17 protein-coding genes are annotated in these 20,057 nt (G+C 58.9%); 3 read left to right on the forward strand and 14 right to left on the reverse strand.

What is annotated here, in order from left to right; translation table 11 throughout:
* Positions 1-177: 177 nt before the first annotated feature.
* Entirely contained in the window at positions 178-2,175 is a 1,998-nt protein-coding gene (locus AB5Y73_RS02805) for a hypothetical protein (protein ID WP_181497371.1), read from the forward strand.
* 84 nt (positions 2,176-2,259) lie between these two features.
* Here AB5Y73_RS02805 and glgC read toward each other — a convergent pair whose 3' ends face one another.
* On the reverse strand, positions 2,260-3,534 hold the full coding sequence (gene glgC / locus AB5Y73_RS02810) for a glucose-1-phosphate adenylyltransferase (protein WP_108613211.1): 1,275 nt from the start codon (positions 3,532-3,534) through the stop codon (positions 2,260-2,262).
* Positions 3,535-3,723: 189 nt separating this feature from the next.
* Here glgC and AB5Y73_RS02815 point away from each other — a divergent pair, with 189 nt between their 5' ends.
* Positions 3,724-5,364: an EAL domain-containing protein gene (locus AB5Y73_RS02815; RefSeq protein ID WP_064338135.1), complete on the forward strand. Its 1,641-nt coding sequence runs from the start codon at positions 3,724-3,726 to the stop codon at positions 5,362-5,364.
* Here AB5Y73_RS02815 and AB5Y73_RS02820 read toward each other — a convergent pair.
* The 9 genes from AB5Y73_RS02820 to AB5Y73_RS02860 all read right to left on the reverse strand — a co-directional run bounded on the left by AB5Y73_RS02820 (position 5,327) and on the right by AB5Y73_RS02860 (position 13,471).
* The gene (locus AB5Y73_RS02820) at positions 5,327-5,821 is read right to left on the reverse strand and encodes a hypothetical protein (RefSeq protein WP_042055706.1); all 495 of its coding nucleotides are present in this window, start codon (positions 5,819-5,821) and stop codon (positions 5,327-5,329) included. The genes AB5Y73_RS02815 and AB5Y73_RS02820 overlap by 38 nt on opposite strands.
* Before the next feature lie 174 nt (positions 5,822-5,995).
* Positions 5,996-6,358: a DUF2750 domain-containing protein gene (locus tag AB5Y73_RS02825; RefSeq protein WP_005337077.1), complete on the reverse strand. Its 363-nt coding sequence runs from the start codon at positions 6,356-6,358 to the stop codon at positions 5,996-5,998.
* A 180-nt stretch (positions 6,359-6,538) separates the two neighbouring features.
* A complete protein-coding gene (locus AB5Y73_RS02830; RefSeq protein ID WP_005337079.1) occupies positions 6,539-7,843 on the reverse strand; it encodes an inosine/guanosine kinase in 1,305 nt (434 codons plus the stop codon).
* A 185-nt stretch (positions 7,844-8,028) separates the two neighbouring features.
* Positions 8,029-8,421, reverse strand: a complete 393-nt coding sequence (locus AB5Y73_RS02835) for an MAPEG family protein (RefSeq protein ID WP_005359993.1) — start codon at positions 8,419-8,421, stop codon at positions 8,029-8,031.
* A 34-nt stretch (positions 8,422-8,455) separates the two neighbouring features.
* Entirely contained in the window at positions 8,456-9,430 is a 975-nt protein-coding gene (gene hemH / locus AB5Y73_RS02840) for a ferrochelatase (protein WP_042080404.1), read from the reverse strand.
* Between the two features lie 98 nt (positions 9,431-9,528).
* Positions 9,529-10,173 (reverse strand): adenylate kinase, encoded by a 645-nt coding sequence (gene adk / locus AB5Y73_RS02845; protein WP_005337083.1) that lies wholly within the window; start codon positions 10,171-10,173, stop codon positions 9,529-9,531.
* A gap of 303 nt (positions 10,174-10,476) precedes the next feature.
* Positions 10,477-11,235, reverse strand: a complete 759-nt coding sequence (gene miaE, locus AB5Y73_RS02850) for a tRNA-(ms[2]io[6]A)-hydroxylase (RefSeq protein WP_005346385.1) — start codon at positions 11,233-11,235, stop codon at positions 10,477-10,479.
* 205 nt (positions 11,236-11,440) lie between these two features.
* A complete protein-coding gene (gene purF, locus AB5Y73_RS02855; RefSeq protein ID WP_005351229.1) occupies positions 11,441-12,961 on the reverse strand; it encodes an amidophosphoribosyltransferase in 1,521 nt (506 codons plus the stop codon).
* 21 nt (positions 12,962-12,982) lie between these two features.
* Positions 12,983-13,471, reverse strand: a complete 489-nt coding sequence (locus AB5Y73_RS02860; protein WP_005337086.1) for a CvpA family protein — start codon at positions 13,469-13,471, stop codon at positions 12,983-12,985.
* A gap of 8 nt (positions 13,472-13,479) precedes the next feature.
* Between AB5Y73_RS02860 and AB5Y73_RS02865 the strand changes: the two genes are divergently transcribed.
* Positions 13,480-13,656 carry a hypothetical protein gene (locus tag AB5Y73_RS02865; protein ID WP_155396129.1) on the forward strand — a complete coding sequence of 59 codons (177 nt, stop codon included), beginning with the start codon at positions 13,480-13,482 and terminating at the stop codon, positions 13,654-13,656.
* 2 nt (positions 13,657-13,658) lie between these two features.
* On the opposite strand, the gene serS is transcribed toward AB5Y73_RS02865, so the two are convergent.
* From serS to AB5Y73_RS02885, 4 genes are all read right to left on the reverse strand, one after another.
* On the reverse strand, positions 13,659-14,954 hold the full coding sequence (serS, locus tag AB5Y73_RS02870) for a serine--tRNA ligase (protein WP_005351225.1): 1,296 nt from the start codon (positions 14,952-14,954) through the stop codon (positions 13,659-13,661).
* Positions 14,955-15,260: 306 nt separating this feature from the next.
* Positions 15,261-16,598 (reverse strand): replication-associated recombination protein A, encoded by a 1,338-nt coding sequence (locus tag AB5Y73_RS02875; protein WP_021230553.1) that lies wholly within the window; start codon positions 16,596-16,598, stop codon positions 15,261-15,263.
* A 76-nt stretch (positions 16,599-16,674) separates the two neighbouring features.
* Positions 16,675-17,283 (reverse strand): outer membrane lipoprotein chaperone LolA, encoded by a 609-nt coding sequence (gene lolA, locus AB5Y73_RS02880; protein ID WP_041202312.1) that lies wholly within the window; start codon positions 17,281-17,283, stop codon positions 16,675-16,677.
* An 80-nt stretch (positions 17,284-17,363) separates the two neighbouring features.
* On the reverse strand, positions 17,364-19,880 hold the full coding sequence (locus AB5Y73_RS02885) for a DNA translocase FtsK (protein WP_118853936.1): 2,517 nt from the start codon (positions 19,878-19,880) through the stop codon (positions 17,364-17,366).
* Between the last annotated feature and the right edge of the window lie 177 nt (positions 19,881-20,057).

Genomic DNA, 20,057 nt, shown 5'->3' on the forward strand with positions numbered 1-20,057 from the left:
TTTCATCGCAATAAACAGATAACCGCCCTCTTCGACAGCACACACCCGGTTTAACGTGCAGCCGAATGGGACGGTTTTTTACTTCTCAAGTCCCCGTCAACACAGCATAATGCAGACCATTCTCATTTAGATTCGTTATGAGAAGCGTCAATAATAAAACCAATGGTGAGAAGGGACATGAGAAAAACCGTACTGGTTCAGGCGATCGCCTGCGCACTGATCAGCGGCGCCGCACACGCAGCCGTCAAAGTCGAAGACAAGACATTCAATACCGCCGCCAACATGCTGGCCTATACCGAATTCGAGCTCTCCGGTGAGCCGCTTGCCGAAGCGCTGGGGCTGGATCTGGATGTGCTGGATGCCAACCGTGCCGATGAGCCGACCCCGTTCGACTTCGCTGCCGGCATCGAATCCTACGAATACTCCGAAGAGGCGATGTACGCCCTCAACTACCAATCCGGCATGGGCCCGCATCTGGTGAACGGGCCGCAAAACCTTGCCCGAGGCGGCACCATGGCCTCTCTGGGGCAACGGGTATTGGCCATGGCCGATGCCGTTGGCTTCCCGGCTGATGAAGTGCCGCAGGGCATGTATCCCCTCTCCCTGCCCTACGCCTCCGCCAATCCGGAGTTTGCCCAGGCCGTCAACGCCACCCCGGTCAATGGCGACCAGATCACCATCAAGACCGCCAAAGGGACCGAGAAAACCGTCAAGACCCAGGTGCCAGCCTACTTCCGCGACTACAGCACCCTGCGCTGGAGCGGCAGCGACAACCTGCTGGTGCCCGCAGCGGTGGGCGGCATCCTGCTCAAAGAGGTGATGTGGTCGCAAGACTTCCTCGGCGGCATGCACGTGGCCGAGACCGATGAAGAGGTAGAAGCCGCCTCCGCCACCATGGATCAGGATGGCAAGCACAAGCTGGGCGTCTCTGCCGCCGATGGCTTCAACGGCATGATGCTGACCGAGCAATCCATCGACAAGCTGGCCATCATGCAGAACCAGCTTGGCTTCGATGGCAAGCAACTGGGTGCCAAGATTACCCCGCAGTACGATCCGGCCAAGGGCGTGATTTACTTCCCCCATCAGGTGAAAGTGACCGAAACCAGCAGCAACGATGCCGGTGCCATCGGCAAGCTGGAGGTGATGGATAGCTCCGCCCAGCTGCGCGATGCCTGGATGATGCTGTGGCCGCTCTCCGAGTTCTATGCCTTCAGCGATCAGCGCAGCGCCAACACCAACCAGAACCCGGCCTTCCACGCCGTGTTTGACGGTGCGCCGTTTGCCGCCGCACCGGCTGCCAACAAGACCAATGACCTGGGCAAAGCGGTCGCGGGCAGCGATGCCTTCTCGCTGGCGATAAATCTCTCCAACCTCACCTTCAAGAACCTGGCAGCCCTGCACTTTGATACCAAGGCTGGCACCCTGGTCGACAGCTGGCAGGTAGGCAAACAGGGCAAGCACGTCACCACCTTTGACGCCGCTTACGCACTGGTCGCCCTGCAGATCTTCCAGCGCGCTCAGGACGCGCTGCCGGTCGGTTACGCCGCCGGTGACAATGGCGAGCTGAACCTCAAGACCAAGCAGGGTCAAGAGGCGCTCGACTTGATCCGCAAACAGGCCGATTTCATCCTTGCCAATCTCAAGGGCAAAAATGGGCTGGTGCATGACGGCATCACCCTGGGTGGCAAGCTCGATGCCGGCCACTCCATCGACGCGCAGTTTGCCGCCATCCGCGGCCTGACCGCCGCGTTCCTCGCTACCTCCGATGCCAAGTACCGCACTGCCGCCCGCGAGCTGTTTATCGCTGCCGACAAGGCCTACTTCAATGCCAAAGCGGGCACCTGGCTGGCGGGTAAACAGGGTGAATACACCCCCTGGACCCAGGCTGCCATCTCCGGCGCCCTGCGCTCTGCCATGCTGAACCTGCGCAACGAAGGGGCCGAGAAGGCGCCCGAGCTGGAGCTGGCCAAGCTGACCGGTCAGTACGTCAGCTGGTTCCGTGGCACCGTCAACGGTGGCATGCAGATGGCCGAGTGGATCGGTGACTCCGGCGAGAACATCATCGAAGGTGCCGGCAGCGACACCGATGAAGATGGCGTACCGCAAGTGACCGCCGCCGGTGGCAAGCACGGCACCGCCATGGTGATGGCCGCTAAAGCAGTGGTTAGCGAGTAATCCTCGCCATTCACCAGCATGAAAAAGGGAGCCAAATTGGCTCCCTTTGCATTACAGCGTCTGACACAGTTTCAAGGGCCTTCCTCAAACCAGCTTGTCCAGCATCTCCTTGGTCACCAACACAATCCCCTGCTCGGAGCGGTAGAAGCGGCGGCTATCCTCATCGGCATTCTCGCCCACCACCAGCCCATCGGGCAGCACACATCCCTTGTCCACCACCACCCGGCGCAGACGGCAACCGGCACCAATCTCTACCCCGGGGAAGATGATGGCCTGATCTAGGGTGCAGAAGGAGTGCACCCGCACATTGGTAAAGAGCACCGAGTTGAGCACAAATGACCCGCTGACGATGGTACCGCCCGAGAACATGGAGTTGATGGTCATGCCATGCTGACCGTTGCGGTCCTGCACAAACTTGGCCGGTGGCGTCAGGGTCTGGCTGGTCCAGATGGGCCAGTTCTGATCGTAGATATCGAGCTCGGGCAGCACGGAGGCGAGATCCATGTTCGCTTCCCAGAAGGAGTCCAGCGTACCCACGTCACGCCAGTAGGGCTTTTGCCCCTCGCGTGCCCCGACACAGGACATGTTGAAGGGGTGAGCAAATGCCATCCCCTCCTCCACGATGCGGGGGATCACATCCATCCCGAAGTCGTGTTTGGAGTCCTGATTGAGAATGTCCTCCTCCAGCAGTTGGTAGAGGTACTCCGCCTCGAAGATATAGATCCCCATGGAGGCCAGCGAGCGATCTTCACAACCCGGCATGGCGGGCGGATTGGCCGGTTTTTCGACGAAGGCGCGGATCTTGCGCTGCTCGTCGATATCCATGATCCCGAAGGCCGATGCCTCGGCCCGCGGCACCTCGATACAAGCGACCGTCACCTTGGCGCCAAGGCGCACATGGTCGAGCAGCATGGCGGCGTAATCCATCTTGTAGATGTGATCCCCCGCCAGCACCACCAGGTATTTGGGGCCGTAGTCACGGATGATATCGACGTTCTGATAGATGGCATCGGCGGTACCGCGATACCAGTGCACCTCGTCCACCCGTTGCTGGGCAGGGAGCAGGTCGATGAATTCGTTCATCTGGTAACGCAGGAAGGACCAGCCCGATTGCAGGTGACGCAGCAGGCTGTGAGATTTGTATTGGGTGACTACACCAACGCGGCGGATCCCCGAGTTGATACAGTTGGAGAGCACAAAATCAATGATCCGGAATTTGCCACCGAAATGGACGGCAGGCTTGGCGCGGTTGTCAGTCAACTGCTTCAGGCGACTACCACGTCCACCCGCCAGCACCAGTGCCATACTCTGGTTCAATAATTGTCGTGCTTTGGCACTATTTTCGGGCTCTAACAACATGATTTACCTCTGCCTTGTTTGATCTATTTTCAACTCATCTTCGCCTGTTTCGGCACCTGTGAAAGTGGTTTCACTCACATTTAACCGATCTCAATTGACCCTTTTCACCGAGTTGCGAGGAATAGCATGCTTTGCTCCGCCAGCTTGGTTAAAATTCCCCCACAAAGCAGCCACTTCAAGGATGACAAGATGGTTCACAAGCTCGGACGTACCCTCTTTCTGATCGCCACCATAGTGACCATACCCCTGCTGCTCCTGCAAGCAGTTTGGTTGGCCCTTCAGAGCACACCGCTCACATTGGCCATTATTCTGGCCACCACACTGCTTGGCATGATCCTGCTGTTGATGCTGGCCATCCGCACCATGGATGGCATGCTCCAGCATCAGGAGCTCACCTGGGTCAAGGCGATCAGGGGGAGGGATCCCTCACAACTCGATGAGCCCGCCTCCCAGGAGGTGCTGCAACAGCTGCTGGAACAGTTCGAAAGCGCCGAGCAGAGCGCCCATCGCCAGCTGACCGAGCTCAGCAACCTGGCCACCACAGACGAGCTGACCCAGCTACTCAACCGCCACGCGTTTCGCCGCGACATGACCGAGTTGCTACAGCGGGATCAGGACACCCAGACCGCGACCTTGGTGCTGATCCGTGCCACCGAGCTTGGCAAGATCAACGCCCAGCGCGGCTTCCAGTCTGGTGATGCCTACATCAAGGACATGGCAGCTCTCATCAAGCGGGTGGTAAGCCGCTTCCCGGGCAATCAGGTCTACCGCATCTCGGGGGCCGATTTTGCCGTGCTGGTGCAACCGGTGGCCAATATTCCCCCCCATCTGCTGGGGCAGGATTTGAAGGTGGCCTTCGATCACTATCAGGATCAGCACGAGCTGGAGAGCACCGGTTACTCGGGGCTGACCAAGCTCAGCAGCGGCCAGAAAATCGAAGCTGTGCTGGCCAGAGCGGATCTGGCGCTGGCTCGCGCCCAGACTGAAACCATCAACGGCTGGGCCATCCAGCAGGATGACAGCGCCTCCGAGCTACAGGGGCAACACCACTGGCGCGACGTGCTGACCGAAGTGCTGGCGCAGGAGCGCCTCAGCTTTACCTACCAGCCGATCCAGCCCCTGCACCGTAGCATGCTGGCCTACAACGAGATCTACACCCGCTTCAGCGGCAATGACGGCACCGCCCTGCCCACCGACACCCTGTTTGCCATGGCACAGCGCCTGGATATGGTGATGCGGCTGGAGCAGCTGGTCATTACCCACATCATGCGCCAGTACCGGGCCTTTGGTGCCAACCAGAGTCGCTGGGGGATCAATCTCTCTCCCAACTTGCTGCAAAACAGCGCCTTCCTGATCTGGCTTGACCGCCAACTACTCAAAGATCCCAATACCAGCGCCAATCTGGTGTTCGAACTGGATGAAGAGCATCTGGAGCGCAACCTGACAGGCGCCAAGCGGGTGTTTGAACTGCTGCGTCGCAACGGCAGTCGATCGGCCATCGCCAATTTCGGCAAGGGGATCGGCTCCTTTACCCTGTTTCGCGAGCTCAAGCCCGACTACATCAAGCTCGATCCTGCCCTGATCACCGGGCTGGAGCAGGATCAGACCAACCAGCAGTTTGTGCGGATGATCGTCGATGTATCACATCGGATGGGATGTCAGGTGATTGCAGAGGGGGTGGAACAGCTTGGCCAGAAACAGCTGCTGCAGGGGATGTACGTGGATGGCTTGCAGGGCTATCTGATCGCCCGGCCGCAACCGTTGCGACCGGATATCAGCCAGCTGGGGCTCTTTACTGAGGATGCTTCAGCTTCAAAAGGGTCAGAATGATGTCATTGAGCTGGCGATAGCGCTCCAGCTCTTTTTGATCGTAACGGGTCGCCAGCGTGGTGGGGTTGTGGCGGTTCTTGAGGTAACGGTTGATTTGCAGGCGATTGAACCCCGCCACCTGATAGACCTGGCCAAGCAGGGTATTGAGTTCATCGTGCTCCAGACCTGCTCTGGCCAGATAGTCCCCATCGGCGGGACTCTCGGTCTGGTGACTCCACTTGCCAATGCGACCGCTCTCTTGCAGATAGCTGAGCCACTGCTCGATATAGAGCGGTTTACACCCCGCCAACAGGTTGAAAAAGCCCACCGCATCGCAACGACAACCACTCAGGAGTACGACCGCCAGCTGATCATCATCGCACTGGAAGGTCACTGGTCCGGCTTGCGCCCAATCCAGCGCCTGCACCCGAATGCTGGCCTTCTCACCCGCAGCTCCCGTTACGTCAAATACAAACATGGTGCTCCTCCCTTGGCAAAAGGTTGATGATGGACCATCCCCCTGACAGGTGCAAAGGCAAATCGGCTTTTAACTCATCAATCGGACCATTCGACCATAAAAAAACCGACACCCTCACGGATGCCGGTCTTTGTCCCGATGGCCTGTGCGTTCAGGCCATCAATGGAGGCGCTTTCAGGCGTCCAGTTCAACCAGAGCCTTGGCCAGCTCGATGGGTTCGAGCTCCTGGCCTTCCAGATCGGCGTTCCAGTTCGGGCCGACCAGTACATCGTCTTCATCCAGATCGTTGATCCAGATATCGAGAAACTCTTCCAGATCGATCACTTCCGGCTCGTAATCGGCCCACTCGTCAACACAGTGCAGACGGGCGTCCTCTTCGGCAGACCAGAGCGGCATCACGTCGGCATCTTCAAATTCGGCGGAGCGGCAGACGACCCAGTCTTCCCCATAGCGCAGACCCCACACCTGACCCGACTCGCGGACTTGTTCGATAAACAGTTGGAAATTGGCGTCAAGGTTGTCGTTAAGCATGCTCATGGGATTCTCTCTTTCTTTCGGGTGCTGCGGCATTGTCGGGCGACAATACGATGGCCAAATGGTGTCGTAAAAGTGACATGGACTCAAGCATATTGGGGTTATTCCGGGAAAAAAGCCGGGATAACTCCCATTTGCCTGCAAAAACGCCTCCCAGTGGAGGCGCCTTGCAGATTCAGGAGATCAACGCTCCCAGTAAACCTCTTCCAGGCTGTCCTCTTTCTCCGGCAAACCGCGGGAGAGACGGGGACTGCTCTGGGCCAACACCTCGTAGCTGACGCGGTTGGCGTATTTGCACACCTGGGCCAGTGAGGAGTAGGTCAGGAACTCGGAGATGTGCTTGGCGGAGTTGGGCACATTCATCCGGTGATAGGAGTTGGCTACCATGTCGTGCAGCACGGCGGAAAGGGCGCCATCCCCTGCCCCGTTGGTGTTCTTGATCTTCTCCGGGCCACCCATATACGGGGAGATGTGGGAGTAGATGCGGGCCGGTTTACGGCACTTGGCACGGGCCATCGGGCGGCTGAACTCATACATGTTGAACTCGGGGATAACGCCGGGCAGCAGGGTATGAGTGGTCTCGCGCTTGTAGTCCTCATCGGTGTAGCTCGCCATGTAAAGGCCGATGGGGCCAGCAGTACAGAGCACCATGTCGGCCCAGTCGAGTGCCTTGTCGGCAGCACCGAGCGGATCAGCGATACCGGTCAGGGCTTCACCTTCGTCTTCGTTCATCGCCAGCACAGTCACGTTCTCGGCAATGAAGTCGCGCCACCACTGGGGGTTTTCGTCGATGACGAAACGGGTGCCCAGGGTCAGCACCACGGGAATACCGGCCTCGCGGGCATAACGCACCGCGGTCATGGCCGCCTCTTTCATCGGATCACCATCGTCACCACGCACCAGATAGGCGGTGATCACCAGGGCTGACGCCCCTTTGATCACATCCTCCGGAATGTGCTGCACATCCAGCTGATTCATCTTGCCGGCGTTGATGCCGAAGCTGCGCTCGCCGCACTCGGTAATGAAAGTGAAGCAACGGCCGATGGGGCCATCAACCGGCTGCAGGTAGTCCAGATTGACGCGGGAAGAGGTGTTGCACAGATAACGGTAGGCGTAGCAGCCGATGCGAATGTCCTGACTCATCACACCCAGCAGGATGGAGTGGGAATCGGCCAGCACCGAGTAGTTGTGTACCGTGTTGCCAATGGTGCCACCGGCAAACTCGCTCACCACCATGTTGTTGGCCTTGAGCTCGTCATAAATCCGTTCGGCTACATCGTCATTGATAACGACGGAGTGCCCCTTGCTCAGACCATAACGGGTCAGAAAGTCTTCATCCACATGGGCTTCGATATCAACCAGGGTCTGATCAATCCCGACCACGTAGGCTTTGCCCAGCTCGGTTAACAGGGGATTTTGCGGAACCAGGGGATCGCGTCTGTCGACAGGGAAGTAGTGTTTGGACTTGCGCTGACCGGGAAATTTCATGGCAATGTTCTGTGCTCTGGGGGAAAGAGGGGCGGGATTTTAACACAATCCGCCGCCCCGAAAAGTCGCCCTGTTTAAATAATGGAGTCAGTATAGACAAGGCCCGCAAGGAAAAACGTTTGCCTTTTCACCATAAAAAAACCACCCCGCCCGAGGTGGTTCAATAGCATACAAAGCGCCTGTTTTCAGGCGGCCGCCATGCCCTGCAACAGAGCCAGCACCGAGAAGAGGCCGAGGGCGAGCCAGAACAGCAAGGTGCCCAGAAAACGGGGCACATTGGGGGCTTTGGGGATCTGGATGCCGATGGCATGCAGGATGCGGCCAACCAGTAGCATGGCGCCACCGGCATGCAGCCAGAGCGCACCGGCACCGGAGAGCTCGCACAGCGCCATCAGCAGCAGGGTCAGCGGCACATACTCGGCAAAATTACCGTGGGCCCGGATCGCCGCCAGCAGCTCGGGGGCCTCCCCCTGCCCTATCATCACCCCGAACTGGGCGCGGCGTTTGACCACCCAGAAGGAGAGCCCCAGAAACAGCAGCCCAAGCAGGCCTGCGTATATCAGCGTGATATGTACCATGACTCAACTCCTTGTTTGACTGACTGCCGGTCACTCATGCCAATTCGCGGCAGATGAGCGAGACCATCATCCTGATGTGGGCCTGATCGCTGTTGAGGGCCGGAATATATTCAAACCGCTCGCCACCGGCCTCCATGAAGATCTCCCGATTCTGTACCTGAATTTCCTCGAGGGTTTCGAGGCAGTCGGCCGCAAAGGCAGGACAAATCACATCGAGCCGCTTGATGCCCGCTGCCGGCATGCCAGCGATGGTCACGTCGGTGTAGGGCTTGAGCCACTCCTCCTTGCCAAAGCGGGACTGGAAGCTGGCTGTCCACTGTCCTGCCTCCAGCCCGAGCGCCTCGGCCAGCAAGCTGGCGGTATGGCGACACTGGTGACCATAGGGGTCCCCTTCGTTCTCGTAGCGCTCGGGAATACCGTGGAACGACATCAGCAGGTGATCACCCTGACCGTGCTGCTCCCAGTGACGGCGAACGCTCATGGCCAGCGCCTGAATGTATTCGGGATGGGCGTGATAATCACGAATGAGCCGTACCACCGGCAGATTGCGCTCTCTCTTCATCGCCTTGCCCCAGGCATCAAAGACCGAGGCGGTGGTACTGACCGAATATTGCGGATAGAGCGGCAACAGGATCACCCGGTTGACCCCTTTGGCCTTGAGCGCCTGCCAGCCATCATTCACTGACGGGGAACCATAGGTCATCGCCAGCTCCACCGGCACATCGACGCCCTCCCGCTTGAGCTCCTGCTCCAGCGCAGCGCGCTGCTGCTTGCTTATCACCATCAGCGGCGAGCCCTGCTCGGTCCAGACCTGCTGATAGAGCTTGGCCACTTTGGGCGAGCGCGTCGGCAAGATGATGAAGTGGAGCAGCGGACACCAGAGGTAACGGGGCAGGTCCACCACACGGGGATCGTGCAGGAACTGGCTGAGGAACGCTTTGACGGCAGCGGTGGTCGGTGCGGCTGGGGTACCCAGATTGACCAGCAATATTCCGGTTTTCGTGGTCACGTTGGCTTCCTGTCTATCTGTCATTATGCAAAAAGGGCCCGACAGGGCCCTTCTCTTTATTTATCTGATGGCACGGGAAACTGTGCCGGCAGCAAAGATCAGCCCAAAATGGTGGCAAGCTGCTTGCTGACCAGATCAACCGGCTGAGTGCCGTCGATCTTGACGTAACGGGTGTGGCCCGCTTCCGCCTCTTTGCCGTAGAAACCGATCAACGGCGCGGTCTGCTGATGATATACATCCAGACGCTTGCGTACTGTGGTCTCTTCGTCGTCGGCGCGGATCACCAGATCTTCACCGGTCACGTCATCCTTGCCTTCCACTTTCGGCGGGTTGAACACCACGTGGTAGGTACGGCCGGAGCCGGAGTGAACGCGACGGCCGCTCATGCGCTTGACGATCTCTTCGTCCGGCACATCGAACTCCAGCACGAAATCAACCACGACACCGGCGTCCTTCATGGCTTGCGCCTGGGGAATGGTGCGCGGGAAACCGTCCAACAGGAAGCCTTTGGCGCAGTCCGGCTGAGCGATGCGCTCTTTGACCAGACCGATGATGATGTCGTCAGAGACCAGCTGACCTGCGTCCATCACAGCTTTGGCTTTCAGACCGAGCTCGGTGCCCGCTTTGATCGCCGCACGCAGCATGTCGCCGGTGGAGATCTGGGGAATACCGTGTTTTTCCATGATGAACTGAGCCTGGGTACCTTTGCCGGCGCCCGGAGCCCCCAACAGAACAATGCGCATACACGCTCCTATTGATTGGTTATTCAAATCTTGCGAAGGCAAAAAAGTACACGGTTTCGCCCGTTTCTACAAGGGTGAGCCACTTGAATGAGCACTTTATCACCACAATAACCGGCTGATCGAACAGGATTTCATCGCAAGGGGAAGACGCAAAAAGAGCCAGGGATTCAGCATAGAGCGCCAAAAGCAGGAAGGAGGTACGACAGAAAAAAAGATCCCGGCTCAGGGCCGGGAATTGCGCTCAAAAGTAACTACTTGTCGCTCGTAGTAGGAACAGGGCAATAGTAGTTTGCCCCCTGTGCGTCAACAACTGTCAGATGTGACAGGCAGGCCGCTATGGAACCGGAACTGCGGATCCGGCGAGCAGATTAGCTCGGCTTCCAGCTTGCCAAAGAAGGCCACCCGTTCGCTGATATCCTCCCCTGCGTACTGTTCGGCCAGGCTCAGGTAATCCTGATAGTGGCGCGCTTCGGAGCGCAGCAAAGAGACATAGAAGCGGCTCAGCTCTTCGTCCAGATGGGGCGCCAGCTTGGCAAAGCGCTCGCAGGAGCGGGCCTCGATATAGGCGCCGATGATCATCTTGTCGACTATGGTGGCAGGCTCATGGGTGCGCACATGCTGCATCAACTGGCGGGCATAGCGGGAGGCCGTCACCGGCCCGTATTCGATGCCGCGGGCCTGCATGATCTCCAGCACCTGCTCGAAGTGATGCAGCTCCTCCTGAATGAGCCGTACCATGGGAAACAGCAGTGGATTGCGCTCCAGCTCGGCAAAGACGGTGCGATCAGACTCCCCCATGCTGCGTTTGCCCAGGATCTCGGCCTTCTCCGGAATGGCATCCAGCTCGCGATAGAACTCCAGCTTGGGCAGCAGATGGCGCTTGCCCTTAGGCAGGCAGTAGCGGCGCACCAGACTGTGGGCAGTGAGTGCGGCCTTGGTCTCGCAGTTGGCGTGATCGATGAGCAGGGTCGGTAAACGGGCCGGATCCCGCGCCATCTCCACCCACTCATCCGGGGTCTCGCACTGCAAAAACTGGCGCACTGGGGCTAGCAGATCATCCATCTGAACTCTCGTCTCTTAAAAGCGTATCGATCATATATGTTGCCGCCTATGCTAGCGGATCCCGCTGGCCATGCCCATATCCGGCAAGATAAACGGATGTTTTTCAAACAGATACCCCCTACCCCTTCTGCTGGTGCGAGGCAAAAACGACAATGGGGGCCACTGGCCCCCATCTCGCTATCCCATCCGGCAAAACCGCAAACGTTTAACTGCCTTCGTTAAAAATTTCCAGATTGCTGGTGCCTTCCTGCCATTCACGCACCGCTTTGGTGTCATCGTTGCGCAGGGCATTGAGGTGATCCAGATAGGACTGGTCCACGTCGGAGGTGACGTAGTGGCCATTGAAGACCGAGGTCTCGAAGTGACGCAGATCCGGGTTGATCTCCCGTACGGCGGCTTCCAGATCTTCCAAATCCTGGAAAATCAGACCGTCAGCGCCAATCAGCTTGCACACCTCTTCCACTTCACGGCCGTGGGCAATCAGCTCGTTGGCGGTGGGCATGTCGATGCCATAGACGTTGGGGAAGCGAATTTCCGGCGCCGCCGAGGCGAAGTAGACCTTGGCTGCCCCCGCTTCACGGGCCATCTGGATGATCTGCTCGGACGTGGTACCACGCACGATGGAATCGTCCACCAGCAACACCTTCTTGCCCTTGAATTCGGAGCTGATGGCGTTGAGTTTGCGGCGCACCGACTTCTTGCGCTGGGTCTGGCCCGGCATGATGAAGGTACGGCCGATGTAGCGGTTCTTCACGAAGCCCTGACGGTATGGCAGGTCGAGGGTATGAGCGATCTCCAGCGCCACGTCACAGGAGGTCTCGGGGATGGGGATAACCACATCGACATCGAGATCTTCCCACTCGCGGGCAATCTTCTGACCCAGCTTGCGACCCATGTTGAGGCGGGCGGCGTAGACCGAGACCTTGTCGATGCACGAATCGGGACGAGCGAAGTAGACGTATTCGAAGATGCAGGAGCTCATCTGCGGGTTCTCCGCACACTGCTCGGAGAAGAGTTGACCCTGCTCGGTGATGTAGATGGCTTCACCCGGCGCAATATCCCGCACCGTCTCGAAACCGATGGCGTCGAGTGCCACGCTCTCGGAGGCGAGCATGTACTCCACCTGGCCCTGCTCGTCCTGACGACGACCGAGGATCAGTGGGCGAATGCCGTTGGGATCACGAAAACCGATGAGACCATGGCCAATCACCAGCGAGACCACCGCATAAGCACCGCGGATCTGCTGATGGGTTCTGCGCACCGCGGCGAAGATATCTTCGGGGCGCAGGGCCATCTTGTCACAGCGATCCAGCTCGTGGGCCAGCACGTTCAGCAACACTTCCGAGTCGGAGGTGGTGTTGATGTGGCGGCGGGCGACCTTGAACTGCTGCTCCTTGAGCTCCTTGGCGTTGGTGAGGTTGCCGTTATGGGCCAGCACCATGCCGTAGGGCGAGTTCACATAAAAAGGTTGGGCTTCAGCGGCACTTGAGCTGCCTGCGGTGGGGTATCTGACATGACCTATGCCGATGTTCCCTTGCAGACGCTGCATGTGGCGCACTTCAAACACGTCCTTCACCAAGCCATTGGCCTTGCGTTGCCGGAAGTTTCCACTATCAATGGTCACAATCCCGGCGGCATCCTGTCCCCTGTGCTGCAACACCGTCAAGGCGTCGTAGAGGGCCTGATTGACGGGGGTGGTGCCAACTATACCGACAATACCACACATGTCTTTGCTACCTCGAAGTCACTATACCTGTTTAAGAAAACTGGATGAGTTCAACATGAACCCGAAAAACCACTGGATCACCGGCTTGAACTCCGGCACCAGCTTGGACGCCACCCACCAGTCGCTCTGGGAGAGGCTGGTGAAGGTATCCATGAAAAAAAGCAGGGCACTGACGATCAGCACCCCGCGAATTGCACCGAAGCAGACCCCCAGCACCCGATCGGTACCGGATAGACCCGTCTTGTCCACCAACAGGCCCACCACATAGTTGACCACGCTGCCGAGGATCAGGGTCGCCACAAACAGCGCCGCGATGGCCAGACCGTTGCGAACCAGCGCGTCGGAGAAGGAGGTGAAATAGACGGCGAGATCGGGATAGAAATGGCTGGCAATAAAGAAGGCGACGAACCAGGTGACAAGAGACATGGCCTCCTTGACGAAGCCGCGCACCAGACTGATGAGAGCAGAGAAACCGACGATGCCGATGATGGCGTAATCAATCCAGACCATAAAAAAAGATGTCCTGCGAAATTGCGGCGCAGTCTAACAAAAACGATTGCGCATTGCTTGATAAAAATGTGTTAACTGTTCAAAGCGACGCTGAAAAGCCGCATTTTTTCAGCACTAAAACGGTTGATCGGCGCCAGAATGCACAACGCCATGGCAATGCCATGGCGTTGTGGTCTGCGGTGTGAGCTTACCCGATGTGGGTCAGGCCACCCATGTAGGATTGCAGCGCAGCCGGGATGGCGATGCGGCCATCTTCCTGCTGGTAGTTCTCCATCACGGCAACCAGGGTACGACCCACCGCCAGACCGGAGCCGTTCAGGGTGTGCAGCAGCTGCGGCTTGCCGTCGATACGCACGCGAGCCTGCATGCGGCGCGCCTGGAAGTCGGTGCAGTTGGAGACAGAGGAGATCTCGCGGTAAGTATTCTGGGCCGGCAGCCACACTTCCAGATCGTAGGTCTTGGAAGCGCAGAAGCCCATGTCACCGGTAGAGAGCGCCATCACGCGATACGGCAGCTCCAGAAGTTGCAGCACCTTCTCGGCGTGACCCACCATCTCCTCCAGCGCATCCCAGGATTTCTCCGGGTGAACCAGCTGAACCATTTCGACTTTGTCGAACTGGTGCATACGAATGAGGCCACGGGTATCACGACCGTAGGAACCGGCTTCAGAGCGGAAGCAGGGGCTGTGGGCGGTCATCTTGATTGGCAGCTCTTGGGCGTCAAAGATCTCGTCACGGGCCATGTTGGTGAGCGGCACTTCGGAGGTCGGGATCAGAGAGAACTTGCGCAGCTTGCCTTCTTCTTCTCCTTCACCTTCGATACCGGTGTTGAACAGGTCCTGAGCAAATTTCGGCAACTGACCGGTGCCATAGAGGCTGTCCGGGTTCACCAGATAGGGCACGTAGCACTCGGTGTAACCGTGCTGCTGGGTGTGCAGATCCAGCATGAACTGAGCCAGGGCACGGTGCAGACGGGCAATCTGACCCTTCATCACCACGAAACGGGTACCGGAGAGTTTGACGCCGTTCTTGAAATCAACGCCCTTGGCCGCTTCGCCCAGATCGATGTGATCGCGTACCGGGAAGCTGAACTCGCGCGGGGTACCCCAGCGGCGCACTTCCACGTTGTCGTTCTCGTCACGGCCCACCGGCGTGGTCTCGCTTGGCAGGTTGGGGATGGCGTCGGCAATGGCTTTCAGCTGGGCCAGCAGGGCATCCAGCTCGACCTTGCTGGTTTCCAGCTCGTCGTTGATCTTGGTCACTTCGGCCTTGAGCGGGGCAACATCTTCACCACGACGGGCAGCTTCACCGATGGATTTGGAGCGGGCGTTGCGCTCGGCCTGCAGCTCCTGGGTACGGGACTGCAGATCCTTGCGTTTCTCTTCCAGAGCGTTGACAGCCGCTACGTCCAGAACGTAGCCACGTGTCGCCAGACGAGCGGCAGCCTCTTCGATATCGCTGCGCAGATATTTGGGATCCAGCATGGTTTACCTACTTTTTTAAAATGGGATCTGGGCCTGAGTCGTCATGACGGGCTGGGAAACAGATCCGGAAGTTAACATCGGTTGGCGCACCCCAATCGTCTTCAGAATCGGGCCTTAACTATCAGGCCTTCGAGATCAAGAAGATGGCGCAAGGCCAAGACAAGCGGGGTCAGACGGGCAGTGTAGCAGACCGCCCCCCCGCCCGAACAGGGACTATTTGTGTCGTTTTTACCGACTTTGGCACGCAAACCGTCCTGCATATTCAAACGCCTGACCAATTTTCAGCCATGCGAGGTAACAAAGGGGCTATTTGCCCCGTTGCTGCGGACTTTGCCTGTCCAGTTCATGGAGGTAATCGAGCTTCTGGCCAATCTGCTTTTCAAGGCCGCGATCGGTGGGCTGGTAGTACTGCTTGCCCGCCAGCTCGGGCGGGAAATACTGCTCGCCCGCAGCATAGGCGCCCGGCTCGTCATGGGCGTAGCGATACTCGGCGCCATAGCCCAGATCGCTCATCAATTTGGTCGGCGCATTGCGCAGGTGTACCGGCACCTCGAAGTCAGGGAGATTTTTGGCATCATGAAGCGCCGCCTTCCAGGCGGTATAGACCGCATTGCTTTTCGGGGCGCAGGCGAGATAGACGATCGCTTGGGCGATAGCCCGCTCCCCTTCCGCCGGCCCGATCCGATGGAAACAATCCCAGGCCGACAGGGCGACCTGCATGGCACGGGGATCCGCATTGCCCACATCTTCCGAGGCAATCGCCAGCAAGCGGCGGGCGATATAGAGGGGATCGCAACCGGCGCTCACCATACGGGCATACCAGTAGAGCGCCGCATCCGGCGCCGAGCCGCGAATGGATTTGTGCACCGCCGAGATGAGGTCGTAGAAGTGATCGCCCCCCTTGTCGAAGCGGGCCACGTGCTCCCCCACCACGGCAGCGAGCAGGGCACTGTCGATCACCCGCGCCCCTGTGCTGTCGGTTTCGGCCATGTCGGCCAACAGCTCCAGATAGTTGAGGGACTTGCGGCCGTCCCCATCCACCGCCTTGGCCAGCGCTTCTTTGACGCCGGGGGCGAAGGTGAGTGCCGGATCATTGAGACCACGGGGATCGGTCATCGCCTGATCGAGCATGGCGAGAATATCGCTCTCCTCCAGTCGCTTGAGCAGATAGACCCGGGCCCGGGAGAGCAGTGCGTTGTTGAGTTCGAACGAGGGGTTTTCGGTGGTGGCACCGATAAAGGTGATGGTGCCATCTTCGATGTGAGGCAGGAACACATCCTGCTGGCTCTTGTTGAAGCGGTGCACTTCATCTACGAAGAGGATGGTACGCACCCCGCGCCAGCTGTTCTCCTTCGCCTTGTCGATGGCGGCGCGGATCTCCTTGATACCGGAGGTGACCGCAGAGAGTCGCTCCACTTCCGCCTGGCAGTAGTGAGCCATCAACTCCGCCAGCGTGGTCTTGCCGGTACCGGGCGGCCCCCACAGGATCATCGAGTGACAGTGACCCGCCAGGATCGCTTTGCGCAGGGGCTTGTCAGCCCCCAGGATATGTTGCTGACCGATATACTGGTCGAGGTTTTGCGGCCGCATCCGGGCCGCCAGCGGACGAAAGTCCGATGAGAAATCCAGCGACAAGTTGCTCATCTGTATTGACCACCCAACGTCACGCCACTCGCCTTTGACTGGCGCAGTGGCGAGCAATCCAACGACAGCTTGCTCATTAGCGCTGATCGTCCAGCTCGACCCCCTTCGGGATCTTGAAAACAAATTCGTTGCCCTTGAGCACCGGCTTGCGGTTGAAGCTGCTCAGGGTGAATTCACTCCACTGCCCTTGCGCCTCTTTCACATCGAAACGACTGATGTTGTCTTGTCTGTCGAAGGTGACACGGAAGGATGCAATCAGCTCATCCTTGTTACGGCTGGTGACGGTGTAGACATCCCCCTGCTGGGTCACGTCATAATTCTTCCAGAACTTGTCGTCATTGCCAGCGATCAGAATAAAGGGGGTGTTGAGCACCGCATCTTTCAGCTTGAGGGCGGTCACCTGCTCGACGAAGGGATCATAGACCCAGACATCCTGACCATCGGCCACGATCAGGCTCTCGTCCGGCGAGGTGGTGTGCCAGTTGAAACGGTTTGGCCGCTGCACCAGCAGATCGCCGCTGGCCTTTTGCAGCTCCTTGCCCTTGCTGTCATAGACGGTCTGGGCAAATTTGGCGGAGAAGAGGCTGACACCCGCCAGCTTCTGTTTGAGATCGCTGGCCGCATCGGCCCACACCTGGCTGCTGGCCATCAGCAGCACGGTACCCATCAACAGTTGTTTTTTCATCACGCTCTTCATAAAGACGCTCTCGATAAAAGGCCACGCCCGCGGAGGGCATGGCCAGGGATAGTATGAAACGGTGAGGCTTAGTCCCGCACCGGCGGCGGTGCCAGCACGTCGCGCTGACCATTGCCACCCGGTGAGCTGACGATGCCCTGATTCTCCATCTGCTCGATGAGACGGGCTGCCCGGTTGTAACCAATCTTGAACTTGCGCTGGACGCTGGAGGTCGAGCCACGGCGGGACTCCACCACAAAAGCGACCGCTTCGTCGAACAGGGGGTCCAGCTCTTCATCGCCACCACCGCCATATTCGCCGCTGCCACCTTCGCCACCCGACTCACCGGAGAGGATCTCCTCGATGTAGTTCGGCTCGCCGCGCAGTTTCCAGTCTGCCACCACCTTGTGCACTTCATGGTCATCGACAAACGCACCGTGTACCCGGGTCGGGTTGGAGGTGCCGGCCGGCATGTAGAGCATGTCGCCCATACCGAGCAGAGATTCGGCGCCCCCCTGATCGATGATGGTGCGCGAGTCGATCTTGCTCGACACCTGGAACGAAATACGGGTCGGGATGTTGGCCTTGATAAGACCGGTAATGACATCCACCGACGGACGCTGGGTCGCCAGAATAAGGTGAATACCGGCGGCCCTCGCCTTCTGGGCGATCCGGGCGATCAGCTCTTCCACCTTCTTGCCGACGATCATCATCATGTCGGCAAACTCGTCCACCACCACGACGATGTGGGGCAGTTTCTCCAGCTCCGGCGGCATCTGATCCATGGAGTCACCCGGGCGCCACAACGGATCCAGCAGGGGTTCCCCCTCCTCGATGGCGGCCAGCACCTTGTCGTTGTAGCCCTTGAGGTTGCGCACCCCGACTGCCGACATCAGCTTGTAACGGCGTTCCATCTCGCCCACACACCAGCGCAGGGCGTTGGCGGCGTCCTTCATGTCGGTCACCACCTCGGTCAGCAGATGCGGGATCCCTTCGTAGACCGAGAGTTCCAGCATCTTGGGGTCGATCATGATAAAGCGCAGATCATCGGGGGATGACTTGTAGAGCATCGAGATGATCATGGTGTTGACCCCCACCGACTTACCGGAACCTGTGGTACCGGCCACCAGGAGGTGCGGCATCTTGGCCAGGTTCACCACCACCGGCTCCCCTGCGATGTCCTGACCCAGGCCCATGGTGAGCGGGTTGCGGCTATCGCGGAAGGCATCGCAGTCGAGGGTTTCGCGCAGGTAAACGGTCTGACGCACCCGGTTGGGCAGCTCGATACCGACATAGGTCTTACCCGGGATCACCTCAACCACCCGCACGCTGCTGGCAGAGAGGGAACGGGCCAGATCGCGCGAGAGGTTGGTGATCTTGCTCGCCTTCATGCCCGGCGCCAGATCCAGCTCGAAACGGGTAATGACCGGGCCCGGATAGACACCCACCACCTTGGCCTGCACGTTGTAGTCGGCAAGCTTGGCCTCCACCAGACGCCCCATGCGATCCAGCTCATCCTTGCTCATCATCTGGGTCTTGGCGGGTGGACGGTCGAGCAGCTCGATACTCGGCAACGGCGGCATTGTTGACTGCGGACGACGCTTGGGCTTGGTTGGTGCGACGGCTACCGGCGCGGCAACCTCGTCGTTCCCTTCGGCCCACGGCAGATCCAGATCGTCCTCATCATCGTCATCGGCCACAGCCAGTACCGGCTGGCGGCGACCATTGGCAGCCGCCACCGCACGTTTAGGCTTGGCAGCCGGAGCCGGCTCGTCCTCTTCATCATCAAATTGGGGATCGAACTCGAAGGTATCGTCGTCGAGTTCCGGCAGCCACTCTTCGGCGGCAGCCTTCTGGTTCTTGGCCTTGGGCTTGCGAGTCCAGCTGGTGTGCGGCTCATCTTCCTCATCATCAAACGCGATGGCCCCTACCCCGCCTTCCAGCAAGGGATCCGGCCACTCGTTGCGGGGTTGACGCCAGCCACCGGTCAGCCAGCGGCCGAGGGTGGTCGGGAAGTGGTAAACAGCGCTGACCGAACCGGTACAGGCCGCGCCGATCTGCTCGACGATGGTGAGCCAGGACCAGCCGGTAAACAGGGTGATGCCGGTTGCCACGAAGCAGAGCAGCATCAGGTTGGCCCCGACGCCGCCAAACAGCGGCACCACGGCAGAAGCGATCACATCCCCCACCAGACCACCGGCGGAGAAGTTCTGCATGTCGTTGAAGTTCATGCTGGCAATGGCCGACATGCCGAGCACGGTCAGGATAAAGCCGATAATCCGCACCCCCAGGGTGAGGTAATCCACATCGAGCAGACGGCTCGGCCGCCAGAACAGACTCCAGCCCAGCAGCACCACCAGCGGCGGCACCAGATAGGAGAAGGCACCAAAGGTAAACATGGTGATATCGGCGAGCCAGGCACCGGCACTACCGGCGAGGTTCTTCACCTCCCCTTGCCAGGAGGTCTGGGACCAGCCGGGATCAGCGGGATGATAGGACAACAGGGCAAGCAGAAGATAAGCAGCCATCAGGGTGATGGCGATCAAGACGGCTTCGAAGATCCGTTGTGTACCTGATAAAGGAGTAAACAGCTTTTTATCGGCCAAACTCCGGCTCCTTTCTGAAAACATGTAATGCAGGAAATAAGGGGGCCTAGTATCCCCGAAAAGCCCATCGATTGTCAGCCAGAGCCTGATGGGACGGGGCCATATTTGCAATTATCTTTACAAGAAGAAACGAGCGGACCGGCCGCTCGTTTCTGACTGTCATGGTGTCTCATATGG

This window comes from Aeromonas sp. s7(2024), from assembly GCF_040907825.1.
In the GTDB taxonomy this organism is placed as follows: domain Bacteria; phylum Pseudomonadota; class Gammaproteobacteria; order Enterobacterales; family Aeromonadaceae; genus Aeromonas; species Aeromonas veronii.

Bases quoted from the DNA above. Each gene is read 5' to 3' on its own strand.
- AB5Y73_RS02825 (WP_005337077.1), bottom strand. From the start codon at position 6,358: ATGAGCATGCTTAACGACAACCTTGACGCCAATTTCCAACTGTTTATC.
- glgC (WP_108613211.1), bottom strand. From the start codon at position 3,534: ATGTTGTTAGAGCCCGAAAATAGTGCCAAAGCACGACAATTATTGAAC.
- AB5Y73_RS02865 (WP_155396129.1), top strand. From the start codon at position 13,480: ATGTCCTGCGAAATTGCGGCGCAGTCTAACAAAAACGATTGCGCATTG.
- adk (WP_005337083.1), bottom strand. From the start codon at position 10,173: ATGCGCATTGTTCTGTTGGGGGCTCCGGGCGCCGGCAAAGGTACCCAG.
- AB5Y73_RS02835 (WP_005359993.1), bottom strand. From the start codon at position 8,421: ATGGTACATATCACGCTGATATACGCAGGCCTGCTTGGGCTGCTGTTT.
- AB5Y73_RS02875 (WP_021230553.1), bottom strand. From the start codon at position 16,598: ATGAGCAACTTGTCGCTGGATTTCTCATCGGACTTTCGTCCGCTGGCG.
- miaE (WP_005346385.1), bottom strand. From the start codon at position 11,235: ATGGATGATCTGCTAGCCCCAGTGCGCCAGTTTTTGCAGTGCGAGACC.
- purF (WP_005351229.1), bottom strand. From the start codon at position 12,961: ATGTGTGGTATTGTCGGTATAGTTGGCACCACCCCCGTCAATCAGGCC.
- AB5Y73_RS02815 (WP_064338135.1), top strand. From the start codon at position 3,724: ATGGTTCACAAGCTCGGACGTACCCTCTTTCTGATCGCCACCATAGTG.
- lolA (WP_041202312.1), bottom strand. From the start codon at position 17,283: ATGAAAAAACAACTGTTGATGGGTACCGTGCTGCTGATGGCCAGCAGC.
- AB5Y73_RS02860 (WP_005337086.1), bottom strand. From the start codon at position 13,471: ATGGTCTGGATTGATTACGCCATCATCGGCATCGTCGGTTTCTCTGCT.
- serS (WP_005351225.1), bottom strand. From the start codon at position 14,954: ATGCTGGATCCCAAATATCTGCGCAGCGATATCGAAGAGGCTGCCGCT.
- AB5Y73_RS02820 (WP_042055706.1), bottom strand. From the start codon at position 5,821: ATGTTTGTATTTGACGTAACGGGAGCTGCGGGTGAGAAGGCCAGCATT.
- AB5Y73_RS02805 (WP_181497371.1), top strand. From the start codon at position 178: ATGAGAAAAACCGTACTGGTTCAGGCGATCGCCTGCGCACTGATCAGC.
- AB5Y73_RS02830 (WP_005337079.1), bottom strand. From the start codon at position 7,843: ATGAAATTTCCCGGTCAGCGCAAGTCCAAACACTACTTCCCTGTCGAC.